23 protein-coding genes are annotated in these 18,263 nt (G+C 35.4%); 22 read left to right on the forward strand and 1 reads right to left on the reverse strand.

Annotated features, from left to right (window positions below; translation table 11 throughout):
* Positions 1-6: 6 nt before the first annotated feature.
* The 18 genes from MKY22_RS17115 to MKY22_RS17200 all read left to right on the forward strand — a co-directional run bounded on the left by MKY22_RS17115 (position 7) and on the right by MKY22_RS17200 (position 14,781).
* Positions 7-2,811: a hypothetical protein gene (locus tag MKY22_RS17115; RefSeq protein WP_341090691.1), complete on the forward strand. Its 2,805-nt coding sequence runs from the start codon at positions 7-9 to the stop codon at positions 2,809-2,811.
* The gene (locus MKY22_RS17120) at positions 2,808-3,260 is read left to right on the forward strand and encodes a hypothetical protein (RefSeq protein WP_341090694.1); all 453 of its coding nucleotides are present in this window, start codon (positions 2,808-2,810) and stop codon (positions 3,258-3,260) included. The genes MKY22_RS17115 and MKY22_RS17120 overlap by 4 nt, the downstream gene beginning before the upstream one ends.
* Entirely contained in the window at positions 3,257-4,132 is an 876-nt protein-coding gene (gene cpaB / locus MKY22_RS17125) for a Flp pilus assembly protein CpaB (protein WP_341090696.1), read from the forward strand. Before MKY22_RS17120 ends, cpaB begins: the two co-directional genes overlap by 4 nt.
* 11 nt (positions 4,133-4,143) lie before the next feature.
* Positions 4,144-4,944, forward strand: a complete 801-nt coding sequence (locus MKY22_RS17130; protein ID WP_341090699.1) for a hypothetical protein — start codon at positions 4,144-4,146, stop codon at positions 4,942-4,944.
* An 83-nt stretch (positions 4,945-5,027) separates the two neighbouring features.
* Positions 5,028-6,395: a CpaF family protein gene (locus tag MKY22_RS17135; RefSeq protein ID WP_341090703.1), complete on the forward strand. Its 1,368-nt coding sequence runs from the start codon at positions 5,028-5,030 to the stop codon at positions 6,393-6,395.
* A 101-nt stretch (positions 6,396-6,496) separates the two neighbouring features.
* On the forward strand, positions 6,497-7,324 hold the full coding sequence (locus tag MKY22_RS17140; protein WP_341090706.1) for a hypothetical protein: 828 nt from the start codon (positions 6,497-6,499) through the stop codon (positions 7,322-7,324).
* Positions 7,325-7,336: 12 nt separating this feature from the next.
* Positions 7,337-8,176 (forward strand): hypothetical protein, encoded by an 840-nt coding sequence (locus MKY22_RS17145; protein ID WP_341090707.1) that lies wholly within the window; start codon positions 7,337-7,339, stop codon positions 8,174-8,176.
* Between the two features lie 145 nt (positions 8,177-8,321).
* Positions 8,322-8,573 (forward strand): hypothetical protein, encoded by a 252-nt coding sequence (locus MKY22_RS17150; RefSeq protein WP_341090709.1) that lies wholly within the window; start codon positions 8,322-8,324, stop codon positions 8,571-8,573.
* A gap of 41 nt (positions 8,574-8,614) precedes the next feature.
* Complete coding sequence (locus MKY22_RS17155; RefSeq protein ID WP_341090711.1) at positions 8,615-8,866, forward strand: hypothetical protein; 252 nt, start codon at positions 8,615-8,617, stop codon at positions 8,864-8,866.
* A gap of 73 nt (positions 8,867-8,939) precedes the next feature.
* Entirely contained in the window at positions 8,940-9,335 is a 396-nt protein-coding gene (locus MKY22_RS17160) for a DUF4320 family protein (protein ID WP_341090714.1), read from the forward strand.
* Entirely contained in the window at positions 9,332-9,928 is a 597-nt protein-coding gene (locus MKY22_RS17165; RefSeq protein ID WP_341090718.1) for a hypothetical protein, read from the forward strand. Before MKY22_RS17160 ends, MKY22_RS17165 begins: the two co-directional genes overlap by 4 nt.
* Positions 9,925-10,614: a hypothetical protein gene (locus MKY22_RS17170; protein WP_341090720.1), complete on the forward strand. Its 690-nt coding sequence runs from the start codon at positions 9,925-9,927 to the stop codon at positions 10,612-10,614. The genes MKY22_RS17165 and MKY22_RS17170 overlap by 4 nt, the downstream gene beginning before the upstream one ends.
* Positions 10,615-10,748: 134 nt before the next feature.
* Positions 10,749-11,141 carry a hypothetical protein gene (locus MKY22_RS17175; protein WP_341090722.1) on the forward strand — a complete coding sequence of 131 codons (393 nt, stop codon included), beginning with the start codon at positions 10,749-10,751 and terminating at the stop codon, positions 11,139-11,141.
* A gap of 50 nt (positions 11,142-11,191) precedes the next feature.
* On the forward strand, positions 11,192-12,820 hold the full coding sequence (locus MKY22_RS17180; RefSeq protein ID WP_341090724.1) for a lysozyme family protein: 1,629 nt from the start codon (positions 11,192-11,194) through the stop codon (positions 12,818-12,820).
* Complete coding sequence (locus tag MKY22_RS17185) at positions 12,820-13,329, forward strand: hypothetical protein (RefSeq protein WP_341090726.1); 510 nt, start codon at positions 12,820-12,822, stop codon at positions 13,327-13,329. Before MKY22_RS17180 ends, MKY22_RS17185 begins: the two co-directional genes overlap by 1 nt.
* 68 nt (positions 13,330-13,397) lie before the next feature.
* Positions 13,398-13,595 carry a hypothetical protein gene (locus tag MKY22_RS17190; protein ID WP_341090727.1) on the forward strand — a complete coding sequence of 66 codons (198 nt, stop codon included), beginning with the start codon at positions 13,398-13,400 and terminating at the stop codon, positions 13,593-13,595.
* A gap of 14 nt (positions 13,596-13,609) precedes the next feature.
* Entirely contained in the window at positions 13,610-14,281 is a 672-nt protein-coding gene (locus tag MKY22_RS17195) for a Fic/DOC family protein (protein WP_341090729.1), read from the forward strand.
* Positions 14,282-14,436: 155 nt separating this feature from the next.
* Positions 14,437-14,781 carry a YolD-like family protein gene (locus tag MKY22_RS17200; RefSeq protein WP_341090731.1) on the forward strand — a complete coding sequence of 115 codons (345 nt, stop codon included), beginning with the start codon at positions 14,437-14,439 and terminating at the stop codon, positions 14,779-14,781.
* A 54-nt stretch (positions 14,782-14,835) separates the two neighbouring features.
* On the opposite strand, the gene MKY22_RS17205 is transcribed toward MKY22_RS17200, so the two are convergent.
* Complete coding sequence (locus tag MKY22_RS17205; RefSeq protein ID WP_341090733.1) at positions 14,836-15,270, reverse strand: hypothetical protein; 435 nt, start codon at positions 15,268-15,270, stop codon at positions 14,836-14,838.
* A 278-nt stretch (positions 15,271-15,548) separates the two neighbouring features.
* Between MKY22_RS17205 and MKY22_RS17210 the strand changes: the two genes are divergently transcribed.
* The 4 genes from MKY22_RS17210 to MKY22_RS17225 are packed head-to-tail and all read left to right on the forward strand — an operon-like array spanning position 15,549 to position 18,192.
* Entirely contained in the window at positions 15,549-16,112 is a 564-nt protein-coding gene (locus tag MKY22_RS17210; RefSeq protein WP_341090735.1) for a recombinase family protein, read from the forward strand.
* Positions 16,113-16,114: 2 nt separating this feature from the next.
* A complete protein-coding gene (locus tag MKY22_RS17215) occupies positions 16,115-16,915 on the forward strand; it encodes a ParA family protein (protein WP_341090738.1) in 801 nt (266 codons plus the stop codon).
* Positions 16,916-16,927: 12 nt separating this feature from the next.
* Positions 16,928-17,203 carry a hypothetical protein gene (locus tag MKY22_RS17220; RefSeq protein WP_341090740.1) on the forward strand — a complete coding sequence of 92 codons (276 nt, stop codon included), beginning with the start codon at positions 16,928-16,930 and terminating at the stop codon, positions 17,201-17,203.
* Positions 17,200-18,192, forward strand: coding sequence for a DUF7014 domain-containing protein (locus tag MKY22_RS17225; RefSeq protein ID WP_341090742.1), 993 nt, complete (start codon positions 17,200-17,202; stop codon positions 18,190-18,192). The genes MKY22_RS17220 and MKY22_RS17225 overlap by 4 nt, the downstream gene beginning before the upstream one ends.
* Positions 18,193-18,263: the final 71 nt, after the last annotated feature.

Genomic DNA, 18,263 nt, shown 5'->3' on the forward strand with positions numbered 1-18,263 from the left:
TTCTGAATGAAGCTGAAGAAAGTATCGCTTATTTTATTGACTATGTTCCTGCTTACAAGCACATCTATTGCAGAAGCTAGTACAGTCAGTGTAGGCGATAATGAACAAAATGCAGTCAACATTCAAGATGTTGAATTTATTGAAAGCAATGGGATGAAATCGTTTTTTGATTCATCAATAAGCAGGACTAAAGGGAAAGTTCCTATTCATTCATGGAAAGATTTAGAAGGCAAAATGATCACATCAGATAGTGGAAAAGTTGTCAAACTAATTGATGCGGATCATAACGGGGAAGTAATCGTTACTGAAAGTAAACAGCCTACAGTATTTGCTACTTATCGAACAATCGGAGCAGCTGTTCAAAATACGAATTCCGGTTATTCATCTTTAGCGATCCAGGCATGTGGTGATACAGACTGGCTATCATACGTAAAAAGTATTGGTGTACCTACAGTCTCAAACAGAATTAGTGGCAAGACTTACAATTTAAATCCGAGTCTCTCACGAAAATATAGATTATTAATTTATGGAACACCTAAAGATGTCAATGACAGTAGCTATGGAAATGACTACTCAGGTGGCCAGTGGCGATATCTTGGTTATTCTCGCTATGGCGGACTGATGATTAATGAAGACTATCCTGAATATATCGGTATCAGTAAATTTGATGCCGATCTATTCTTGAAGTCCGAAAATTATGCAACACGAGTTAAATATGCTTATGCAATGAAAGATGTTTTTTACTCTCCAAGAGGAAGTCTCTATAATGAAGCAGTTAAAACCATGGGTTACTTTTCTTGGTTAGGAAAAAAGCTACTCGATTATAAGACTGGATCTTGGTGGTTAAAGAACGAAGATGAAGCTAGAATTCGCATTCAAAGTCTTCGGAGAGGGTACGAGGCAGGATTAGCAGTTACTCAGTATAGAGATCCAAATTCAGGTGTGTACTGGTATCAAGCTTATATCGTTAAAGCACTAGACTTCCCTGAATGTCCAGAACCAGATATGAAAGCAAATTCTTTAACAGCTTCGCGTTCATCAAATAATGTCAATTTGACATTTAAAGTTCAAAACGCCTCACCAGATAAACAAATCGTAACTTCCAAAGTAGCGGTACCATGGACTGTAAGATGGAATTTTGATGGTATTGATGCAAAAGGAAAAGCTGTTTCAAAGAGTGGGACGCTCTCAACAGCAACATTGCCAAAGTACGGCAAATCATTTCCATATGGAACAGTGTATAGCAAGTCTTACGGGTTTAATCCCAATATAACCACGACATGGGCGGGCGTGTTTAAGTTTACCGCAGAGTTCAATCCTAATGGAAGTAAGGACATGACGGAGGAGAGTTATGCTAACAATAGTGCTAGCACTAGCTTAAGTTGGAGTCCTAAAAGCGTTCCGCCACCTAAACCAGGTACATGTCAAATTGAAGATATAGATCCTCCAGAATATCGATATGACTATGAATTGGATTTATCGGTTGAACGGCTTGAAACCAAAACTACGGACTCTAATGCAGCAACTACAACACCGATTTCCGTTTATAGAGCAAGCTACGCAGCAAATCGTTTAAAAGCAAAAAATGCAATTAATAAAGACTTATCTTCAAAAAAAGCTACAAAAGCAAGTCAGGAATCAAAAAAAGCACAATATCAATTGGAATTGGTTTCTTTGAATAAGAAATTGGCGGATGCCAAAAAAGGTGAAGAAGTAGAAAGTTGTGTAATTGATGGTAACGGTAAAGAACAATGTACTACTAAAACAGTCGTAAACCCTGCTGAAGTCAATGCAGCACAGACAGCAGTGAACAATAAACAGACACAAATTAACGATATGGAATGCAATATCGGTCAAACCGATCAATGGATCGACCACTACGAAAAAGAGTTAGATGAGGTAAATGCTGATGAATCTAAGTACAGCAGCACTAACCCAAATTTAACGCTTAAAGTAAATAACGAAGTTAAAGGAGAAACACACGTTTCACTAAAAGAAGGAGAGCGAAAAACAATCAGCTTATCTTGGACAGTAGAAGATGAAGCAACTGTAGTGGCAGAAATCAATGAAGATGGAACATATGAAGAATATGTTGATGGAGTAGAAGATGTTTATGCAAACAATGTCCGAGAAACCACAATCTTTACCCCTTCTAGAGAAGTTGGAATGTGTGGACCGACTTCTGAGGTAAGTGGACCAGTAGTTACTATAAGCGATTCGGTATTAGGAGAAAGAACGTACACAGAGACGCTTAAAGGATCTATAAACAGTGTCTTCCCTAAAAAGTTAAGAGCTGGATATGGGTTTACGTATACAGTCGATACTCAGTATTTTAATGAATACAAACCTTTATTCAACGGCACAGCTAAGAATGCAGCAGTACAGTATGGCTACTCAGCAAGTGGATTAGATACTATGCAGTATCTTGAACGCATTACAGACACTGGTCAATTTGCTAGATTCGTTCCTAAAAACGTATATGTCTCTAAAAAATCAGGGGTAGTTTTTGACAACGATAATCCAGCTCAATCTTCAGAAGAATTGATTGACGGTGGTCGAAAATGGTATTCGGACTTCGAACAAAAGGATGGCAAATACCCATTTGAAGTGAATGTAGGTCGTGGAGGAATCAACGACTTAGGACTTTGCTTAACAAGCGAAACAGAAATTAAGGGAACGGCAATGGATGATTTTGTACGAAGATCAGTTTCCCCTAGTAAGCCGTTTCCTGGAGGTAACGGTTGGGATTGGTTAGGTAAAGTGAGTTTGCTAAACGGTCTAGAGGATTGGATCGTGGGAGGTAAACAATGAGTAAAATGATTTGGTTTGGTTTGGCAGTATCAATTTTCACTATGTGTTTTGCTTTTCAAATTGATACCACTGTTTTAAATGCCAGCATGATTGATAATCGTGATGCTGTTAAACAAGCCTCAGAAGCTTCAATTCAGAGAGCAATCAATAAGGGTACACTTCGCGTGAGTGAAAGAATTGAAATTGACCAATCTGTATTTAATAAGGAATATGAAGACTTTTATAAATCAAATAACGATTTTAATTACGAAGGTAGTACTAGGAATTTTAAAGTCGTTAAATTTAATACCTCTCCTGCAATGGTAGCAGTTGAAGGAGAGGTAACAAATAAATCTACATTTATGAAGACCACTAAAGATGAAGATGAAGACGTTAGCCTAGTATTTAAAAATATCGTTATTTATGAATCTAAAAGTAAGATCAAAATGCCTGGAGGTAACGTAGATTGAAAAAATTAAAAAAACAAACCAAGCGAAAGGTTGTAGCAGCTGCTCTCTCATTAGCCGTCGTAGGTTCTATGTACGCTTACAATGCCTATGCTGTTGAAACTGCTGTTAATCCTACAAAAGTAGCCTTAGTAAAGAACGACATTCAGCCACATACCAAAATTACTGAAGATATGATTTTTGAACGAGATGTGCCAGGGAATGCAATACCACCTAATGCCTACACATCTAAAGATCAGATTGTTGGTAAGTATACGACTGAGGGGTTCGGAATATCAGCAAATAGCTTTTTCTTAAAGAATAATGTCAAAAGTAAAAACGAATTACCTGATGCAGCCATTCTATCTTTAGAAGAAGGAGAAGTAGCATTTCCATTGTTAGTTGATTTAGAAACTAGCTCTGGAAACTCAATAGTCCCTGGAACATATGTAGATCTATATTTTTTAAATATGGAAGGTGCACGAGGGGAACTGATGACAGATGAAAGCAATCAAAGTGTTCTATTCGGAGGTTTATTCCCTCAAGTCAGAGTAACGAGCGTGAAGGACGGAGACACGAATGATGCGTTTCGGGAAGAACAAGATTCCAATGGAGAAACGAAAGAAGTTAAGAGCGCTGCTAGATTGTACACTTTAGCCGTTACACCTGCTCAATTGCAATATCTAAATAGGGCCAAAAAGTTAGGAACAATAATGCCTGTTGCATCTCAAAATGGTGATAAAGAAAACAGTGAGAAATTAGTCACTTCCTTCAATCAAGTATCTGATCAATCAGTGATTTTAAAATACATCGAAGATAAATCTAAAAATAAAATTGGTGAGCATGTTAAGCAACAATTAAATTTCGGAAAAGACTTTAACTTAGTCAAAAAATAAGGAGGGTTTACATGTCAATGATAATTTCCTTTAGAAGTATTAGTCGAGGATCAGGAGCGTCAACGTTAGCAACTACGTTTGCTAAGGAAACAGCAAAATTAAAAGCTAAAGTTCTTTACATTGAAGCTAACTTAGTAAGTCCATCCTTCGCAGTAAACACTGGATTTACTCATCCAACCAAAAACTTTCTAAATCTAGTTAACCAAGGAAGTACTAGCTATAAGATCACAAATTATATTGCTACGAAAGAGGATATGGATAAAAAAATAGCAAGTCAACTGTTTGGAATTGAGGTGTTGTCAGTTCCGAAATTCCAAGGGAAATATGATCAAGTTAAATTAGAGGATCCTAACTCGTGGACTGAAAAATTTATGAGTATACTCAGAGATTTACCTTACGATTATATCGTTATAGACATTCCGACTGAACTGGATGAATTTACAGCGTATCCAATCATCAAATCGTCTGATCAGGTAATCAGTGTTGTAGAGGGGACGCCTAAGTCCTTACTAGAGTATAGAAACGAAAAGGCTTGGTTATCTGAAAACAACCTTGATTTTAACGAAACGTTAATTGTAAATAAGCACGATAAAGACTATCAAGGGGATATCGTAGAATTTATTGATGATATTCAATACATTCCAATTCCTTATGATCCTTTAAGAGTTAGGGAAGAATGGCTGCTTAATATTGGTAGTGACTTGATTGATGTGAAGATTCAATCTTTACAAGCTGTGTTAGGAGTTCAAGGAGTAGGATATGCTGAAAAACCTAAAACTTCTATCAAGAGCTTACTAACTTTTCGCAAATAAAGGAGTGAGAAAAAATTAGTACAAAAATCGATCTCATAAATAGTCCTGGCACAAAAAATCTCAACAAAATTGATTTATACACATTGTCTTATGCTGACAAGCAAAGTAAAGCAAAGTTGTTGGGAGAAGAAGCGCAAGACCTAATTGATGAATCAGTTGAAAGGCTTCGTAAGTATTTAATTGAAACTAATAAATCTTTATTAGAATCATCTTTCCTAGACCGAAAAAAGCGCGACAAGTTGAGTTCGAAAATTTCTGAGTATATTCAGCAAAATAGTATTGCAATTCCTAATATTGAACAACATGAATTGGTCAACTCAATTCTTGATGAAATTACGGGTTTTGGGATTCTGCAACCTCTTATTGAGAGAGAAGACATTACGGATATTTTCGTCAACGGAACAAAGTCTATTCGCTATATCGGTCCTGAAGGGGATACATTGTTTGTTGATCCACTAACAAAAGAAGTAATTAATTTCTCTACAGAGGATGAAATCTTAAGATTGGCATATCGCTTAGTGAACGTAACGGAATCTACTCTAACTACGGCTAAACCCTATACAGATGCCTCGTTACCAAGACTTCGAATGAACATTATGAAGTCAGATATATCAGGCATTGGAACTTCAATCTCAATTCGGAAAAGTTCAAGTGAGCTTAGAGCTACCAGAGAGCAGATGCTCTTGACGAATCAAGCATCGGATGATGAATTGGATTTGTTTAAAGCAGCTGTGCAAGCTAAGCTTAAAATTTTGATTGTGGGGGGAACTGGAACGGGGAAGACGGAACTTATCAAGCACTTGGCACAACATATTCCTAATAATGAGCGAACTCTCGTAGCCGAAGATGATCCTGAATTGTTTCTGCATGAGCTTTATCCTGAAAAACATTTTTATACCTTTGAGTGTCGAATGACAGGTAACGTAGAGACCGATATTCCATATAGCATTGGATTGAAGTTAGGGCTTCGTCAACATCCTCGACGCATTATTGTTGGAGAAAGTCGTGGAGAAGAAGCTATGCAAATGATTGAATTCTTTGAATCTGGTCATAGTGGAATGACTACTATTCATGCTGAAAGTAGTGAAGAAGCTATGCAACGATTGAAAAAAATGTGTTTACGATCTGGAGTTAATTTAAGTGGAAACGACATACTACAGTCTATCGCTGGTGCTTTTGACTTGATTATCGTAATGGAAAAATTAGAAGACAATAATCGGTATGTAACTCAAATATCTGAAATAGCAGGCTACGATCATGAAAGACAACAAGTTACTCTAAATGACATTTTTCTATTTGACTATCAAAAAGATAATTTTGAAATTGATCAACATGGAAAAATCTTAAAACTTAACGGAAAACATGTACTAAAAAATAAATTTTCTAAACGTCTCACTAGAAAATTATCACGCTCTTTAGCAGAACCGAAACTCATAGAAAAATTGATTTGAAGAGGTGACAGATGAACCTGTTGATTTCACTATGTTTACTCGTTCTTGTATACACATTTATACGTGTAGTCCTTCAACCTAAAAGCACGATCTCCGAGTTGATGACTGATAACGACAACAGGAACGAAAACAAAATTAGAACTGATGTTACTAAACACTCGAGATATAGTTTAAGTCCAAAGAAGTTAAGAGAGGAAGCACTAGAGTACGAGTGGGATTTAAGCCCAGTTAAATGGCTACTAATCACATTAGTATCAGTAGTATCAATTTCATTATTTGCTTATTTCAGCTTTGGAAAAGAAGAACTACTATTGTTGCTTGGTTTTTCAGGAATAGTTGTTCCAAAAATCTTGTTGAATCACAAGAAACGAAAACATCGAATTGTTTTATTGGATCGACTCTTAGTATTTTTAAATGCCTTTACTTCTACTTTGTTAGTCACGCACCAACCAGTAAAGGCATTGAAAGAAATTAAAGGATTACAACACCCTACCGTTCAAGAAGAAATTGAAAAGATTATCATTAGTCTTTCTTCTGGTATTAGTGTAAAAAAATCTTTTGATAATTTAATTAAAAAATATCCTTTTAAGATGCTTAATTTTTATGTCGATCAGCTTGACATAGCTATTACCGATGGCGGAAACGACACATATAAAATTTTGACAAGTGTAGTCAATGATATTGAATCAGAGAAAACACTTATAGCAAAACTGAAGACTGAATTAGTAAAAGAAAAAAGAGCATTTTATCAAAACGCAGTGTTCGTATTAGCAATGCCCTTTGCGTTTAACTTTATGCCTAAAATTGCTGAAGCATTAACAGAAAGTTTGCCAGGTAAGGTTGTTATTGTTTTTAATTTCCTTGCAGTCATCGTGATATATTTCATCGTTAGAAGATTGGCAAACTTTAATCCTATGTCGGAGAAGTAAGGGGGGAATAATTTGGAGCTATTTATAGCAGCAATTCTGTTCATAGTTGTTTCAACAGCACTTTACTTTATCATGACTCCTAATAAGGGGGTCACAGCATCTGAAATCTTATTGGAAGGGGGTGATAACCTTACAAATGGTAAGAAGCTTAGTAGAGTGAAAAAATCAGAAGAGAGCATAGCAGTTACGGATCTTCAGAAAAAACTTATGATTTCTGGAATGAATATGACTGTCAAAAAATTTAAGCAAACAAAGATTTTATATGCAGTCATGTTCACTACAGCATCTTTATTAGGAGTTGCGATCATTGGTTCACTACAGTTTAAAATCATGGCAGCTGTTTCTCCGTTTTTCTATTTCTACCCTAACTACCAGTTAAAGCAAAGAATTAAAAGGGCAGCTTGGGAACGAAAATTAGAATTGCCAGGTTACTTGAAAATTGTTGCCACATTGTTAAAGAACCATACACCTTCAAAAGCCATTAAAAAGTCGGTTGATTATGCTGGTCCATACTTGAGCCCTCATGTTAATGAGCTAGCCATGGACTTAGAAACTAAACCTGGAGATGACTATGTATTAAAAAAGTTTGCTAAGAACTTAGACATTGCAGAAGCACACACATTTGTAATTGCTATTAAGCAAGCTTCTGAAGTGAATAAAGAAGGAGCCCTTGCGATTCTAGACGATCAAATAGAATTAATGGATAAGTTACGCCAAGAAAATTATAACTATTTGATATCATCTAAACCTTTAGCTTTTGCTAAGTGGAATTTCATTGTAGTCATGCTGATACTTTTATATCCATTGGTAATCCTATATGTAACTTTTACGCAAACCATGCAATCGATGTAAACAATGGATTAGGAAAATTAGACTTCGAAAGGAGTGAAGGCATTAAAACCATCAATTTGTAATAGAAAAAATTAGTGTGATCTATGTAAAAACAATATCAAGAACGAAAAACAAACAACAAACAACTATGAATGGAGATAGACTAATGAATTTAATGATTATCTTAACACTTGTATTGCTAATGGTAGCGCTAGCGCAATTGCTAGCACCTAAATGGGTTGCATCTGAAGTGTCACAAAACTCTTCTGATATCGGTATGTGGATCGTTGGAACAATCTTTGCAGCAATGATGGCGATCGGTATCATCTACGCAGCACTTCAAGGATCATTCACTAATTATGGAAACCGTTTAAAAGATTCATCTACAAAAATCGATCCTACTACATGGGGTAAATAAGTTAACTTAAAAAATACTAAAAATGAATTGGAGATAGAAAAATGAACTTAATGATTATCTTGACACTCGTATTGCTAACGGTAGTTTTTGCACAATTGCTAGCGCCTAAATGGGTTGCATCTGAAGTATCACAGAACTCTTCTGATATCGGTATGTGGATTGTTGGAACAATCTTTGCAGCAATGATGGCGATCGGTATCATCTATGCAGCACTTCAAGGATCATTCACTAATTATGGAAACCGTTTAAAAGATACATCTACAAAAATCGATCCAGGAACTTGGGGGAAATAATCGTAACTGATGATGCAGAGAGAAGGTGAATACCTCCTCTCTTGCTTTTATCGGTATGAGAGGGGCGTAAAAATTGCAAAACACCGTTGCAACTGCAATGTTCATCACGTTACTAGTTCTTCTTGTTTTATTGATTCCAGAAGGTTTGATGATGAGTAACGAAAAAACCAATATACAAAACTTAGCGAATGATGCGGTTGAATTAGCCGAAAGACAAGGTGGTTTTGATTATGAATATGAAGGTGTTCGACATTCAATTATTGGTCAAATAGAAAGCCGTATGGAAAAAGAAAATCTTGCTGACTATAAGATTACTTACACAAAAGGGCGAGTACAGCATAATGAGCCACTGTCATTCGAAATTCAAGGAACATATCGATATGAAATATTCAATTTAATAGGGATAACAAATATGGATTTTTCATTGCACGCTAAGAAAAATGGAGTAAGCGAGGTTCTATTTAGATGATTAAGTCTCCACTATCTTATTTTTCTTTTAATGAATTATTGGGAGTTTTTTCAGTAGATCAATGGTTGCTATTAGGGGCGTTTTTTCTATTCGCGCTATATGTAGTGATGAATTTGTATACAGATATCCAATATAGAAAAACTTCAAACATACAGCATTTGTTTTCGTTAATTGTAGGACTAAGCTACTTCAGTTACACACATCAGGGTAGTTTTTTAGTTCTAGTTATTATGTTGATCGGTTTAGTATTTGGGTTGATTTTAGAACGTATGAATACCTCGAGTCCTGGAGATACAAAGATGTTTGTTGTTATGAGCGTGTGGATCACTTCATTTGCACAAGAAAATCTCATTTTACATGCTCTAATCTTTTGTACAATCACTTATTCATTTCAGTTAGCTTTTAGTTGGATTGCATGGGTACGGAAAAAAGGATTAGTTAAAGCAGTGGCTGAACAAAAGGAGCAACTGATCTTACTGTTCACTCCAGGAGTATCTTTAGGAAAAGAAGTAATTTTCGAAAACTGGCCGGGGGCTGTTAATATGTGTTTAGGAGCAATATTTACACTATTAGCAGGGGGATTAATGATGTGAAGAAAATGTGGACTTCTGAGCTTCAAAGAAAAGCAGAGTATAGAATGATTAATGCATTTCTTATCTGTTTGACAGGTCTTGCTTTATACTACGGGCTTTCAAAATCAAATGGCGTCCTACCAATTATAAGCAAAATAAGCAGCATAATTTTTTTGAGTGGATATTCATACCTGATTATTTGCATATTTTTATGGATATACTCCAGGAAAAAAGTAGACCCCGAAAAAGATGGTGACAAACTTAGTAAAGAACTAGGAATAAAAAAGCTCTCTTTCTGTAAATTGAGTGACGGAAGTTATGAAATGCATCATAAAAAGTATTCAAAACATGAAATGGAAGAAATGATTCGTAAGGGCATGTCTTCTGAGGAAATAATAAAGTTTTGGAAAATAGATCTCGTAAGTGACTTTAAACGACTCGAGTCGTTTATTAAAGCAAAAGAATTAAAGGGAGAGTCTGTGATCATCCACACCTATACACATATTAAGATGTATAAAACTTGGAACAAAATAGCCCGAGATGCAGGACTTGAATTAGAAGTGATGAAAGGCAATAATCAGAAACCAGTAGGGTTTAAATGGCTTATATGGAAAAGGGATGTTTATCTTACAAGTGGTAAGGTAGCCCCAAAAGGTTCTATTCCAACAGAATGGAATAAATATGTGGTGACTTCTAAAGCCATATAAAGACGCATTTCCAACTACCAATTATTGGTTCGTATTGCATCTTTATATCACTTTGTGACATTATGAAGTTAGAAAAGTCTTCTTCTTCATAACCTGTACACGAAGAAAATCTTTAGAAAGAACAGGGATGCTATATGCCATTTAAAACATTTGCGGTACGCAATGAAGTAATCCTACCTATCCATTACCTTAGAGGCTTAAGCAAGTTAAAAGAAAAGGAAATGGGATGGAATGAAATTTTTGATAACGGTCTTGGAGTGGTTAAAGAAATCAAGGAACGAAATCATAAAATAATTGCCCCACCAACAACCGGTGTACGAAAAGAACGAATGGGACATGATTTTAAGGATGGCGTTTTTGATGAAATGAAAGTATATGCAAAGCATTTTGGCTTGAAACAGGCTGAATTGATCGAGTTGTTTGCTTGGATATACTTTTCCACTCAATTTACTGAACAAGAAAAAGAATTCTTTCGACTAAATGATTGGGTATTTTATGTAGAAAGTGATTCTGATACTGAACAGTAAATCTTTACTTCTAAACCTGCAGCTTAATAATTAGCTGAGGAGACGACTTTATGATGCTAAAAATTAAACTAGCTTCTTTTGCAGTTAAGCATTGGAAGGAGCTAGCGGGCGCAGTAGGTGTAATCTTAGCGATTATTCTTACTGTGCCTTTTCTTGTCTTTACGGGCTTTATGCCAGGAGGAGAAGAAGACAAGGTAAAAGAATACGCGAATGTAGCTAGTGAATTCGGTATAGATTGGCAAGAACTCATTGCATTTGACATGGTGCGTTTTGATAATGATCTAGATAAGGGAGATCCAGAAGAAGCAGCATTGTATTTTATTGAGTTGAGCGTAGAAAAATTAAAGATAGAGAATGTCAAATGTGAAAAGAAAAATAAGAAAGGCGAGTGCATTAAAGGCGGAGGAACTGTAGAAAAGGTTATATCTAAAAAGAACTACAAAGGTAAGAATCAAATTTTATCTTTTATAAAAAGTAGTGGTGGGAGCACGAAGAACATAGCAGAATCGCTAAGAGAAATTGGTGCTAAATCAACATATAGAGTATCGATGTCTTCACATGGAATTGACGAAGCTATGAATCTTGCGAAGTTTACTAAAGTGATGAAAAGAGACGTCAAGCGTATTCTTGATAGTGGGATGCTCATGGAGATGTATCCTGATCTTCAATCAGTATCAGGAGGGATTGGTCTTTGTATTGGTGACGTGGCTCCTGGAGGAAGTGCTAAAGGTGTCACAGACAACGTGAAAGGCTACAAGTCCCTTATTGAAAAATATGCAAAGAAATATGGCGTAGAACAATATACAGGATGGCTTATGGCTATGATGCAACAAGAAAGTTCAGGAATGGGAACGGATCCAATGCAAGCTTCAGAAGGTCCATATAATACGCGATATCCTAAAGGACCTAATGGTATTCAAAATGCTGAATACTCAATCCAGGCAGGTGTACAAGAGTGGAAAGCATCGATACAAAAGGCTGGAGGCGACATGATGATCGCTGTTCAAACCTATAATTTCGGTGGCGCTTTCTTACCCTGGATTAAGTCACACGGAAACAAATATACACTAGAAAAAGCACAAGAGTTTTCTAAGTACTGGTGTTCGTCACACCCCTCTCAATTAGGATGCGGTGATGGGGTACACGGAACACCTCAACATGCCATGATGGTGTTGAAGTATTATAACAACCCTGGTAAAGCATCATGCGATTCGATGGGTGGAGATTTCATTGTAGGTAAGGGTGATTTCATTTCACCTATGCCAAAAGATACTTACACTAAAGGTACCTGGCATCAATTTAGATCGCCAGCATGGCACGCAGGTGTTGATTTGAACGTTCATTCTTGGGCAGATGAAGGGAAGATTGGGATCTATTCGATTGCTGCAGGCAAAGTAACTAGAGCAGAATACTCATCTTCTTACGGAAATGTTGTATATATCAAGCACAAGGTGAAAGGTAAAAGTTTTGAGTCGGTGTATGCTCATCTAGCTTACACGCCGTTAGTTAAAACAGGGATGAGTGTCAAGCAAGGACAAAAGATTGGAATGGTAGGGAATACGCCTGGAGTACCATGGTCCACTTTCCCACACTTACACTTTGAGGTACATTCTCCAGCCTGGACTGTCGATAAAAAGAATGCAATTAATCCAGAACTAGTAGTAAAGGGGCTGTTTTGATGGGGTACAAACGATTTATTTTAATTTTAATCGGTACGTTTATAGTTACGACCACCTTGATCATTACAGCTGCAGTAAAAATTGGTGAAATAAGACATGAAAAACAGGAGGTTGAGACTGCTAATAATAACTCTCAAGAGCCTCTCTCTACATTTTTACATGAACTTCCTAAAGTGAACGTAAAGAGTAGGGCTGAAGAGTTCGGTAAATCGGTTGTAGATGGATATTCTTTATTTAGCTACTTCTCACCTGAAGCCTTTGGGGTAAAGGGATCACCTGAGGTAATTGAAGGCCCAAATGGAGAGAGCCCAGAAGAGATGGATCAATTAATTATGGATAAGGTGAAACCATATGGATTTGTAAAGGAGTATAAGATAAAACAAATAAAAGAGATTGAGAGTAATACTGAAGCTTTATTTGAATTCACTACGGCTAAAGAAAAAGTGTATGAGGTAAAGCTTTTATACAATGATAAAGGGCTAATAATCACTAAAATAGTTACGGATTAAGCAATAAATAATCGTGTTTTATAGTTATTTATGATATAATTAAACTATAAAACAAGGAGGAGATATACATGAAAAAACTCCAAAATGCCGATAAAATGCTTGAGCTATTACCAGGTTTTTTAGCTTCTTCTGCAGCTGAAGGATTGCCTATAGAAGAAGATCTAGTAAAGAAGATTAAAGAAATGTTGTTATTAGGATTAGATCCTACTGAAGAAATTGATGCTTACTATGATGAAAAATTAAAAGAACTATCTTCTAATACGTAAGGGGAGGGAATGAATTGAGTACAGATCCTTATTCTCGAGATGGTGTATTGAAGAATAAGTTCGGTGAAACGGATCCAAAAAAACTAGAGATTCTAGAAAAGAGGTCTACAATTCGTGGATGGATCAAGTTACAAAACGAATTGATAGCCACACCGAATTTAAAGCTGGATGCTGCTTTAATAAAAAAGATTCATAAAAACTTGTTTGAGGGTGTATATGATTGGGCCGGCGAATATAGAACGGTGAATATCGTTAAAGGAAAAACAATGTTTGCCAATGCTCTATATGTACCAGCTGCACTAGAAGATTTAGTTACAAAATTAAATAGAGATATCACGTCGAAGTCTATTACGGCCAATAACATAAGTGAAAAGCTAGCTTATTATTATGGTGAATTGAACATGATCCACCCGTTTAGGGAGGGGAACGGACGTACACAAAGAATATTTATTGAAAAGGTAGCAGATAAACTGGGATACTCTCTCCAGTTAGAAAAAGTAGACTCAAAAAAATTACTCGAGGTAACAATTGAGTCAGTTAATGGAACTGGAAGACCTTTAAAGAAAGTATTCGAAGAGGTAATTGAAACCAAGTACTTTAAAGGTAAGTCTGAGCAACCACATATAAATAGTAAAAGTATCACTTCAACAAATGTAACTAGAAACAACTACGATCTAGAAAGATGAACTAAAAAATAGAGTTAAAGACAAAAGGCTAAATCAAAACTTCTTTTGAAGTAAATGACTTAGCCCTTTTTTTGTTGAAAAAATCAAAGAAGCGTTTTAACCAATGAAAAAAGGTTATTATAAGAACATATATTCTTATTTAGAGGAGGCGCGACATGTATAAAGATCGAGGTAACTTAAAGTGGATACCATTTCTTATGCCAGAGCATAAAGCATTATTATATGAGTACTATAAAGAAAAGCAAAAGATTCCGATGCCAGAGATGGATGAGCAAATGATGTTTGTTTATGAGGAAGCAATCAACGAAGCGTTAATTAACGGCAATCAAATAAAGATAACGTATTATGATAGTACTTCTGGTGATATGAAGTCTTGTAAAGGATATATACAACGGATAGATGACGTTGAACGTTGTGTAAGGCTAATTGGAAGTAACACTAGTACAGGGAAAATAGATTTTGAAAAGATTGTTGGAATAGAGTTATTAAGTGATATATAAAAAGTCAAAAGATCTCCTATCAATAGGAGATCTTTTGACTAACTAAATGTATCTTTAGAACTTTGATTGTTGAATAGTAATCAAATCAACCTTCGTTGGGATTACACCAACAATTTGATCAATAAATAGTACAAAATGAGATAAATTCAAAACTTTATTTTGTGAAGTCAATACTTGAACATCTTCTAAAGTAATACACGGAATCTCATTTGCAACATCTTTCTTTTCTTCGGCAGTTTCAAAGTTATATAATCCTGCAGCTATATCTATAAAACTAACAGGGACTTCTTCGCTTCGACGATGATCCAATGCCTCTTCGATCTTATCGAGACTTTCAAATACTAAAGGGTTAACACTTAATTTTTTTCCTACAACCATTGCATTTGAAGTGATGTAAGTTAAGTAATCAGAATCTTGATCTCCATTAAACTCTGTGACAGCAACTTTCGCATTAATTAATTGATTAATGTAAATAGATTTAGTAGACATATAATACCTCCAAAGTTTTTTTATTCTGAATGCAATTATACTATAATTTAAGTTCAAAATAGTCAGACATGTCTTTTGTCGATTTTTTATACCAAACGGTCGTTTAATATAAAAAACCAACATGCTAATAAATTTAGTATAATAAGCAGGAAAGTGTTATATTTTCTCGTATATTAATCAATATCTATTTATCGATAAGATTTAACGTTTTATATAAAAAAACCCTCGCTACGAGATTATTGTTTGCTCGAGCAAACAAAAAAACAGGAGGTGTCTTGATGGCGAACATCGGATATGTCAGAGTATCGACCATTGAACAAAATTTAGAACTGCAGCTTGATGCAGTTAAAGCAGCTGGTTGTGAAAAGATTTTTGAAGAAAAGAAGAGTTCAGTAAAAGATCGCCCAGAGTTTGAAGCTTGTTTAAATTATTTACGTCCTGGAGATACTTTAGTCGTTTGGAAATTAGATCGCTTAGGTCGTCAAACTAAAAAGTTACTCGAGTTATCAGAGTGGTTAGAAGAAAACGGTATTGGACTAAAGATAATTACTTTAGGTGTTGATACCAACACACCAGCCGGTAAGCTGTATTTCACGATTATGGCAGGTCTTGCAGAAATGGAGAGGGAATTAACCATTGAGCGAACTAAAGCAGGATTAGCTGCAGCAAGAAGTAGAGGAAGAGTTGGTGGTAGAAAGCCAATTGAGCAATCAGTCATTGATAAGGCTAACATGATGTTTGAAGCTGGAATGACTGTAAAAGATATTTGTGATGTCTTGCCACTGAAACCACCTACGTTCTATAAGTACCGTCAAAAAAAGCTGAGGAAGTATGAGGTGTAATGATGCCTGGAGAAGTAATTGCAGTCATAAGTAATAAGGGTGGGGTGTTGAAAACATCCATGACGACAAACCTTGCTGGTCAACTCTCTTTAATAGATAAAAAGGTCTTAATTGTGGATATGGACATACAATCAGATGTGGCTGTAACGTTTGGTCAAAACCCAGATCTGTTAGAAGAAGATGTGGAGTTTTCTTTATATGATGCACTCATTAAAGGGGTAGACCCTAAAAAAGCGTTAGTCAGTGTTGATAAAAATATCGATCTTCTGGTTACAAATGATGGTATGCTCTCATTTGAATTCGATGTATTGTTAGATGCAAGGCAATTTCCTACACAAAAGCGATTTTCATTGCTCAAAGAAGTTATTGAAAAAATTAAGATGGACTACGATTATGTATTAATCGATACACCAACAAGTTTCGGTTTAATACAAGGAAACATTTTAGTGGCGTGCCAGGATATGATTATTCCGTTCCAACCCGAAAAATATGCTATGCGATCATTGCAAAAAACCTTGAAGATAGTAAATGATTTTAAGAGTCAAATGAATCCTGAGTTACGTGTCCGAGCAATTGTCCCTACGCTAGTAAATCAAAGAACACTTTTACATAGAGGGATTATGGAACTTTTACAAGATTACGCAATGAACTCGAAAATAAAGGTCACTAAAACATTTATACCGACAACAATCGAGTTTGCATCTAGTGTTGGTTTTGATCAGAGACCTTTGTCTTTAGCAGCTCCTACTTCCAAAGGAGCAAAAATATACAATGAATTATTAAAAGAATTGAAGCTTGGATAAGGAGACTATGAAATGAGTAATAAAGAAAGAAAGCTAAAGGGTTTTAATGAAGTTGCTAATGATCCATTTGATAACACTAGCAATAACAATAGTGAAAATGTAAATAATAGTGCTCTTAAAGAAATTTTGCACGCAAAAAGAAGTAATACAGTGTACACAGGATTTTATATAGAAGAAGACTTATCGAAGGTTTTAAATAGTCTTCAACAAAGAGGACAACGAGGAGTAAAGTCTGCTACTGTAAACCTCGCCTTAAGAGAATTATTTAAAAGAGAGGGTTATTTATGAGTTATAAAGGTTTAACAGGTAAAGAATTATATTCAGAAAGAAATTTCCCCACAGCACACGATGTATTAAAGTATGATGAAATATCAGAAAAAGTAAGAGTACAAATCTTTCATCAAATGAATACTCTCTTAAACGATTTAGAAAGTAAAGCGGGATATCCAGATCGCGATACTGTCTTTTACAACGCAATGCGCAATATAAAGCAAAGACGTGGAGTCCTGTCTTATCATAATTTACTTCCTAAAACGACTCTTGAGAGAATAACTATCGACAATGAGTTTAGTTACCTATACTCTTATTTATCTGACGACGAATTAGAATTTTATACTCTACTCATCTATGCTGACGCTACTGATTATTTATTGATTTTAGATTTAATCGAATTGATATCTTATTGGGTTAATGAGTTATATGTAGATCAATCCTCTAAAATAGTAGATCAAATGATTAATGAATTAATCAGAACTAATGGTATAGGTTACGAATTAATAAATAATAATATTATTCATAAAGGAAATGAGGTCGTCCATAAAGGTGTAGTCCGGCCAGCTCTTTATTTATTATCAGAACCTATCTACGATGGAGCAAATAGCGAAATGTTACAAGCATTTGACAAATTCAAAGAGAACGATTTCAAAGGATCTATTCACAACGCAAGTAATGCTTTTGAAAGTACCATGAAGATAATTATCGAAAAAAATAACTGGCAACTAGTAAATCCAAATCCTCGTCAATCAGTACCTACGTTAGAAAAAGCGACAGCTTCTGTGTTAATTCATACTATAAGCAAGAATAGTGATCTCGAAGGTTTTGAATCGTTAGCTTTTAAAAGCTTAAAAGACACCCTTCAGGTGTTATCAAACCTTAGGAACAGTCATACAGGTCATGGTCAAGGATCAAAAATCAAAGAAACGCATATAAGACACTGTGAATTTGCATTGCATACTGCAGCAGCAAATATACTGTTTTTGATCAGAACATATGGATGAAAGGAAGAAAGGGTTATATCCTTTCTTCCTTTTTTATTTTAAAAGAAAGCTAGCACTAATGCTATTGCTAA

Origin of the sequence: Exiguobacterium sp. FSL W8-0210 (assembly GCF_038006045.1) — a bacterium.
Classification (GTDB): domain Bacteria; phylum Bacillota; class Bacilli; order Exiguobacteriales; family Exiguobacteriaceae; genus Exiguobacterium_A.

Excerpts from the sequence above, each read along its gene's own strand:
- MKY22_RS17190 (WP_341090727.1), top strand. The coding sequence starts at position 13,398 with ATGAAAAAACTCCAAAATGCCGATAAAATGCTTGAGCTATTACCAGGT.
- MKY22_RS17155 (WP_341090711.1), top strand. The coding sequence starts at position 8,615 with ATGAACTTAATGATTATCTTGACACTCGTATTGCTAACGGTAGTTTTT.
- MKY22_RS17165 (WP_341090718.1), top strand. The coding sequence starts at position 9,332 with ATGATTAAGTCTCCACTATCTTATTTTTCTTTTAATGAATTATTGGGA.
- MKY22_RS17140 (WP_341090706.1), top strand. The coding sequence starts at position 6,497 with ATGACTGATAACGACAACAGGAACGAAAACAAAATTAGAACTGATGTT.
- MKY22_RS17130 (WP_341090699.1), top strand. The coding sequence starts at position 4,144 with ATGTCAATGATAATTTCCTTTAGAAGTATTAGTCGAGGATCAGGAGCG.
- MKY22_RS17200 (WP_341090731.1), top strand. The coding sequence starts at position 14,437 with ATGTATAAAGATCGAGGTAACTTAAAGTGGATACCATTTCTTATGCCA.
- MKY22_RS17180 (WP_341090724.1), top strand. The coding sequence starts at position 11,192 with ATGATGCTAAAAATTAAACTAGCTTCTTTTGCAGTTAAGCATTGGAAG.
- MKY22_RS17225 (WP_341090742.1), top strand. The coding sequence starts at position 17,200 with ATGAGTTATAAAGGTTTAACAGGTAAAGAATTATATTCAGAAAGAAAT.
- MKY22_RS17215 (WP_341090738.1), top strand. The coding sequence starts at position 16,115 with ATGCCTGGAGAAGTAATTGCAGTCATAAGTAATAAGGGTGGGGTGTTG.
- MKY22_RS17185 (WP_341090726.1), top strand. The coding sequence starts at position 12,820 with ATGGGGTACAAACGATTTATTTTAATTTTAATCGGTACGTTTATAGTT.
- MKY22_RS17120 (WP_341090694.1), top strand. The coding sequence starts at position 2,808 with ATGAGTAAAATGATTTGGTTTGGTTTGGCAGTATCAATTTTCACTATG.
- MKY22_RS17175 (WP_341090722.1), top strand. The coding sequence starts at position 10,749 with ATGCCATTTAAAACATTTGCGGTACGCAATGAAGTAATCCTACCTATC.
- MKY22_RS17115 (WP_341090691.1), top strand. The coding sequence starts at position 7 with ATGAAGCTGAAGAAAGTATCGCTTATTTTATTGACTATGTTCCTGCTT.
- MKY22_RS17150 (WP_341090709.1), top strand. The coding sequence starts at position 8,322 with ATGAATTTAATGATTATCTTAACACTTGTATTGCTAATGGTAGCGCTA.
- MKY22_RS17220 (WP_341090740.1), top strand. The coding sequence starts at position 16,928 with ATGAGTAATAAAGAAAGAAAGCTAAAGGGTTTTAATGAAGTTGCTAAT.
- MKY22_RS17205 (WP_341090733.1), bottom strand. The coding sequence starts at position 15,270 with ATGTCTACTAAATCTATTTACATTAATCAATTAATTAATGCGAAAGTT.
- MKY22_RS17210 (WP_341090735.1), top strand. The coding sequence starts at position 15,549 with ATGGCGAACATCGGATATGTCAGAGTATCGACCATTGAACAAAATTTA.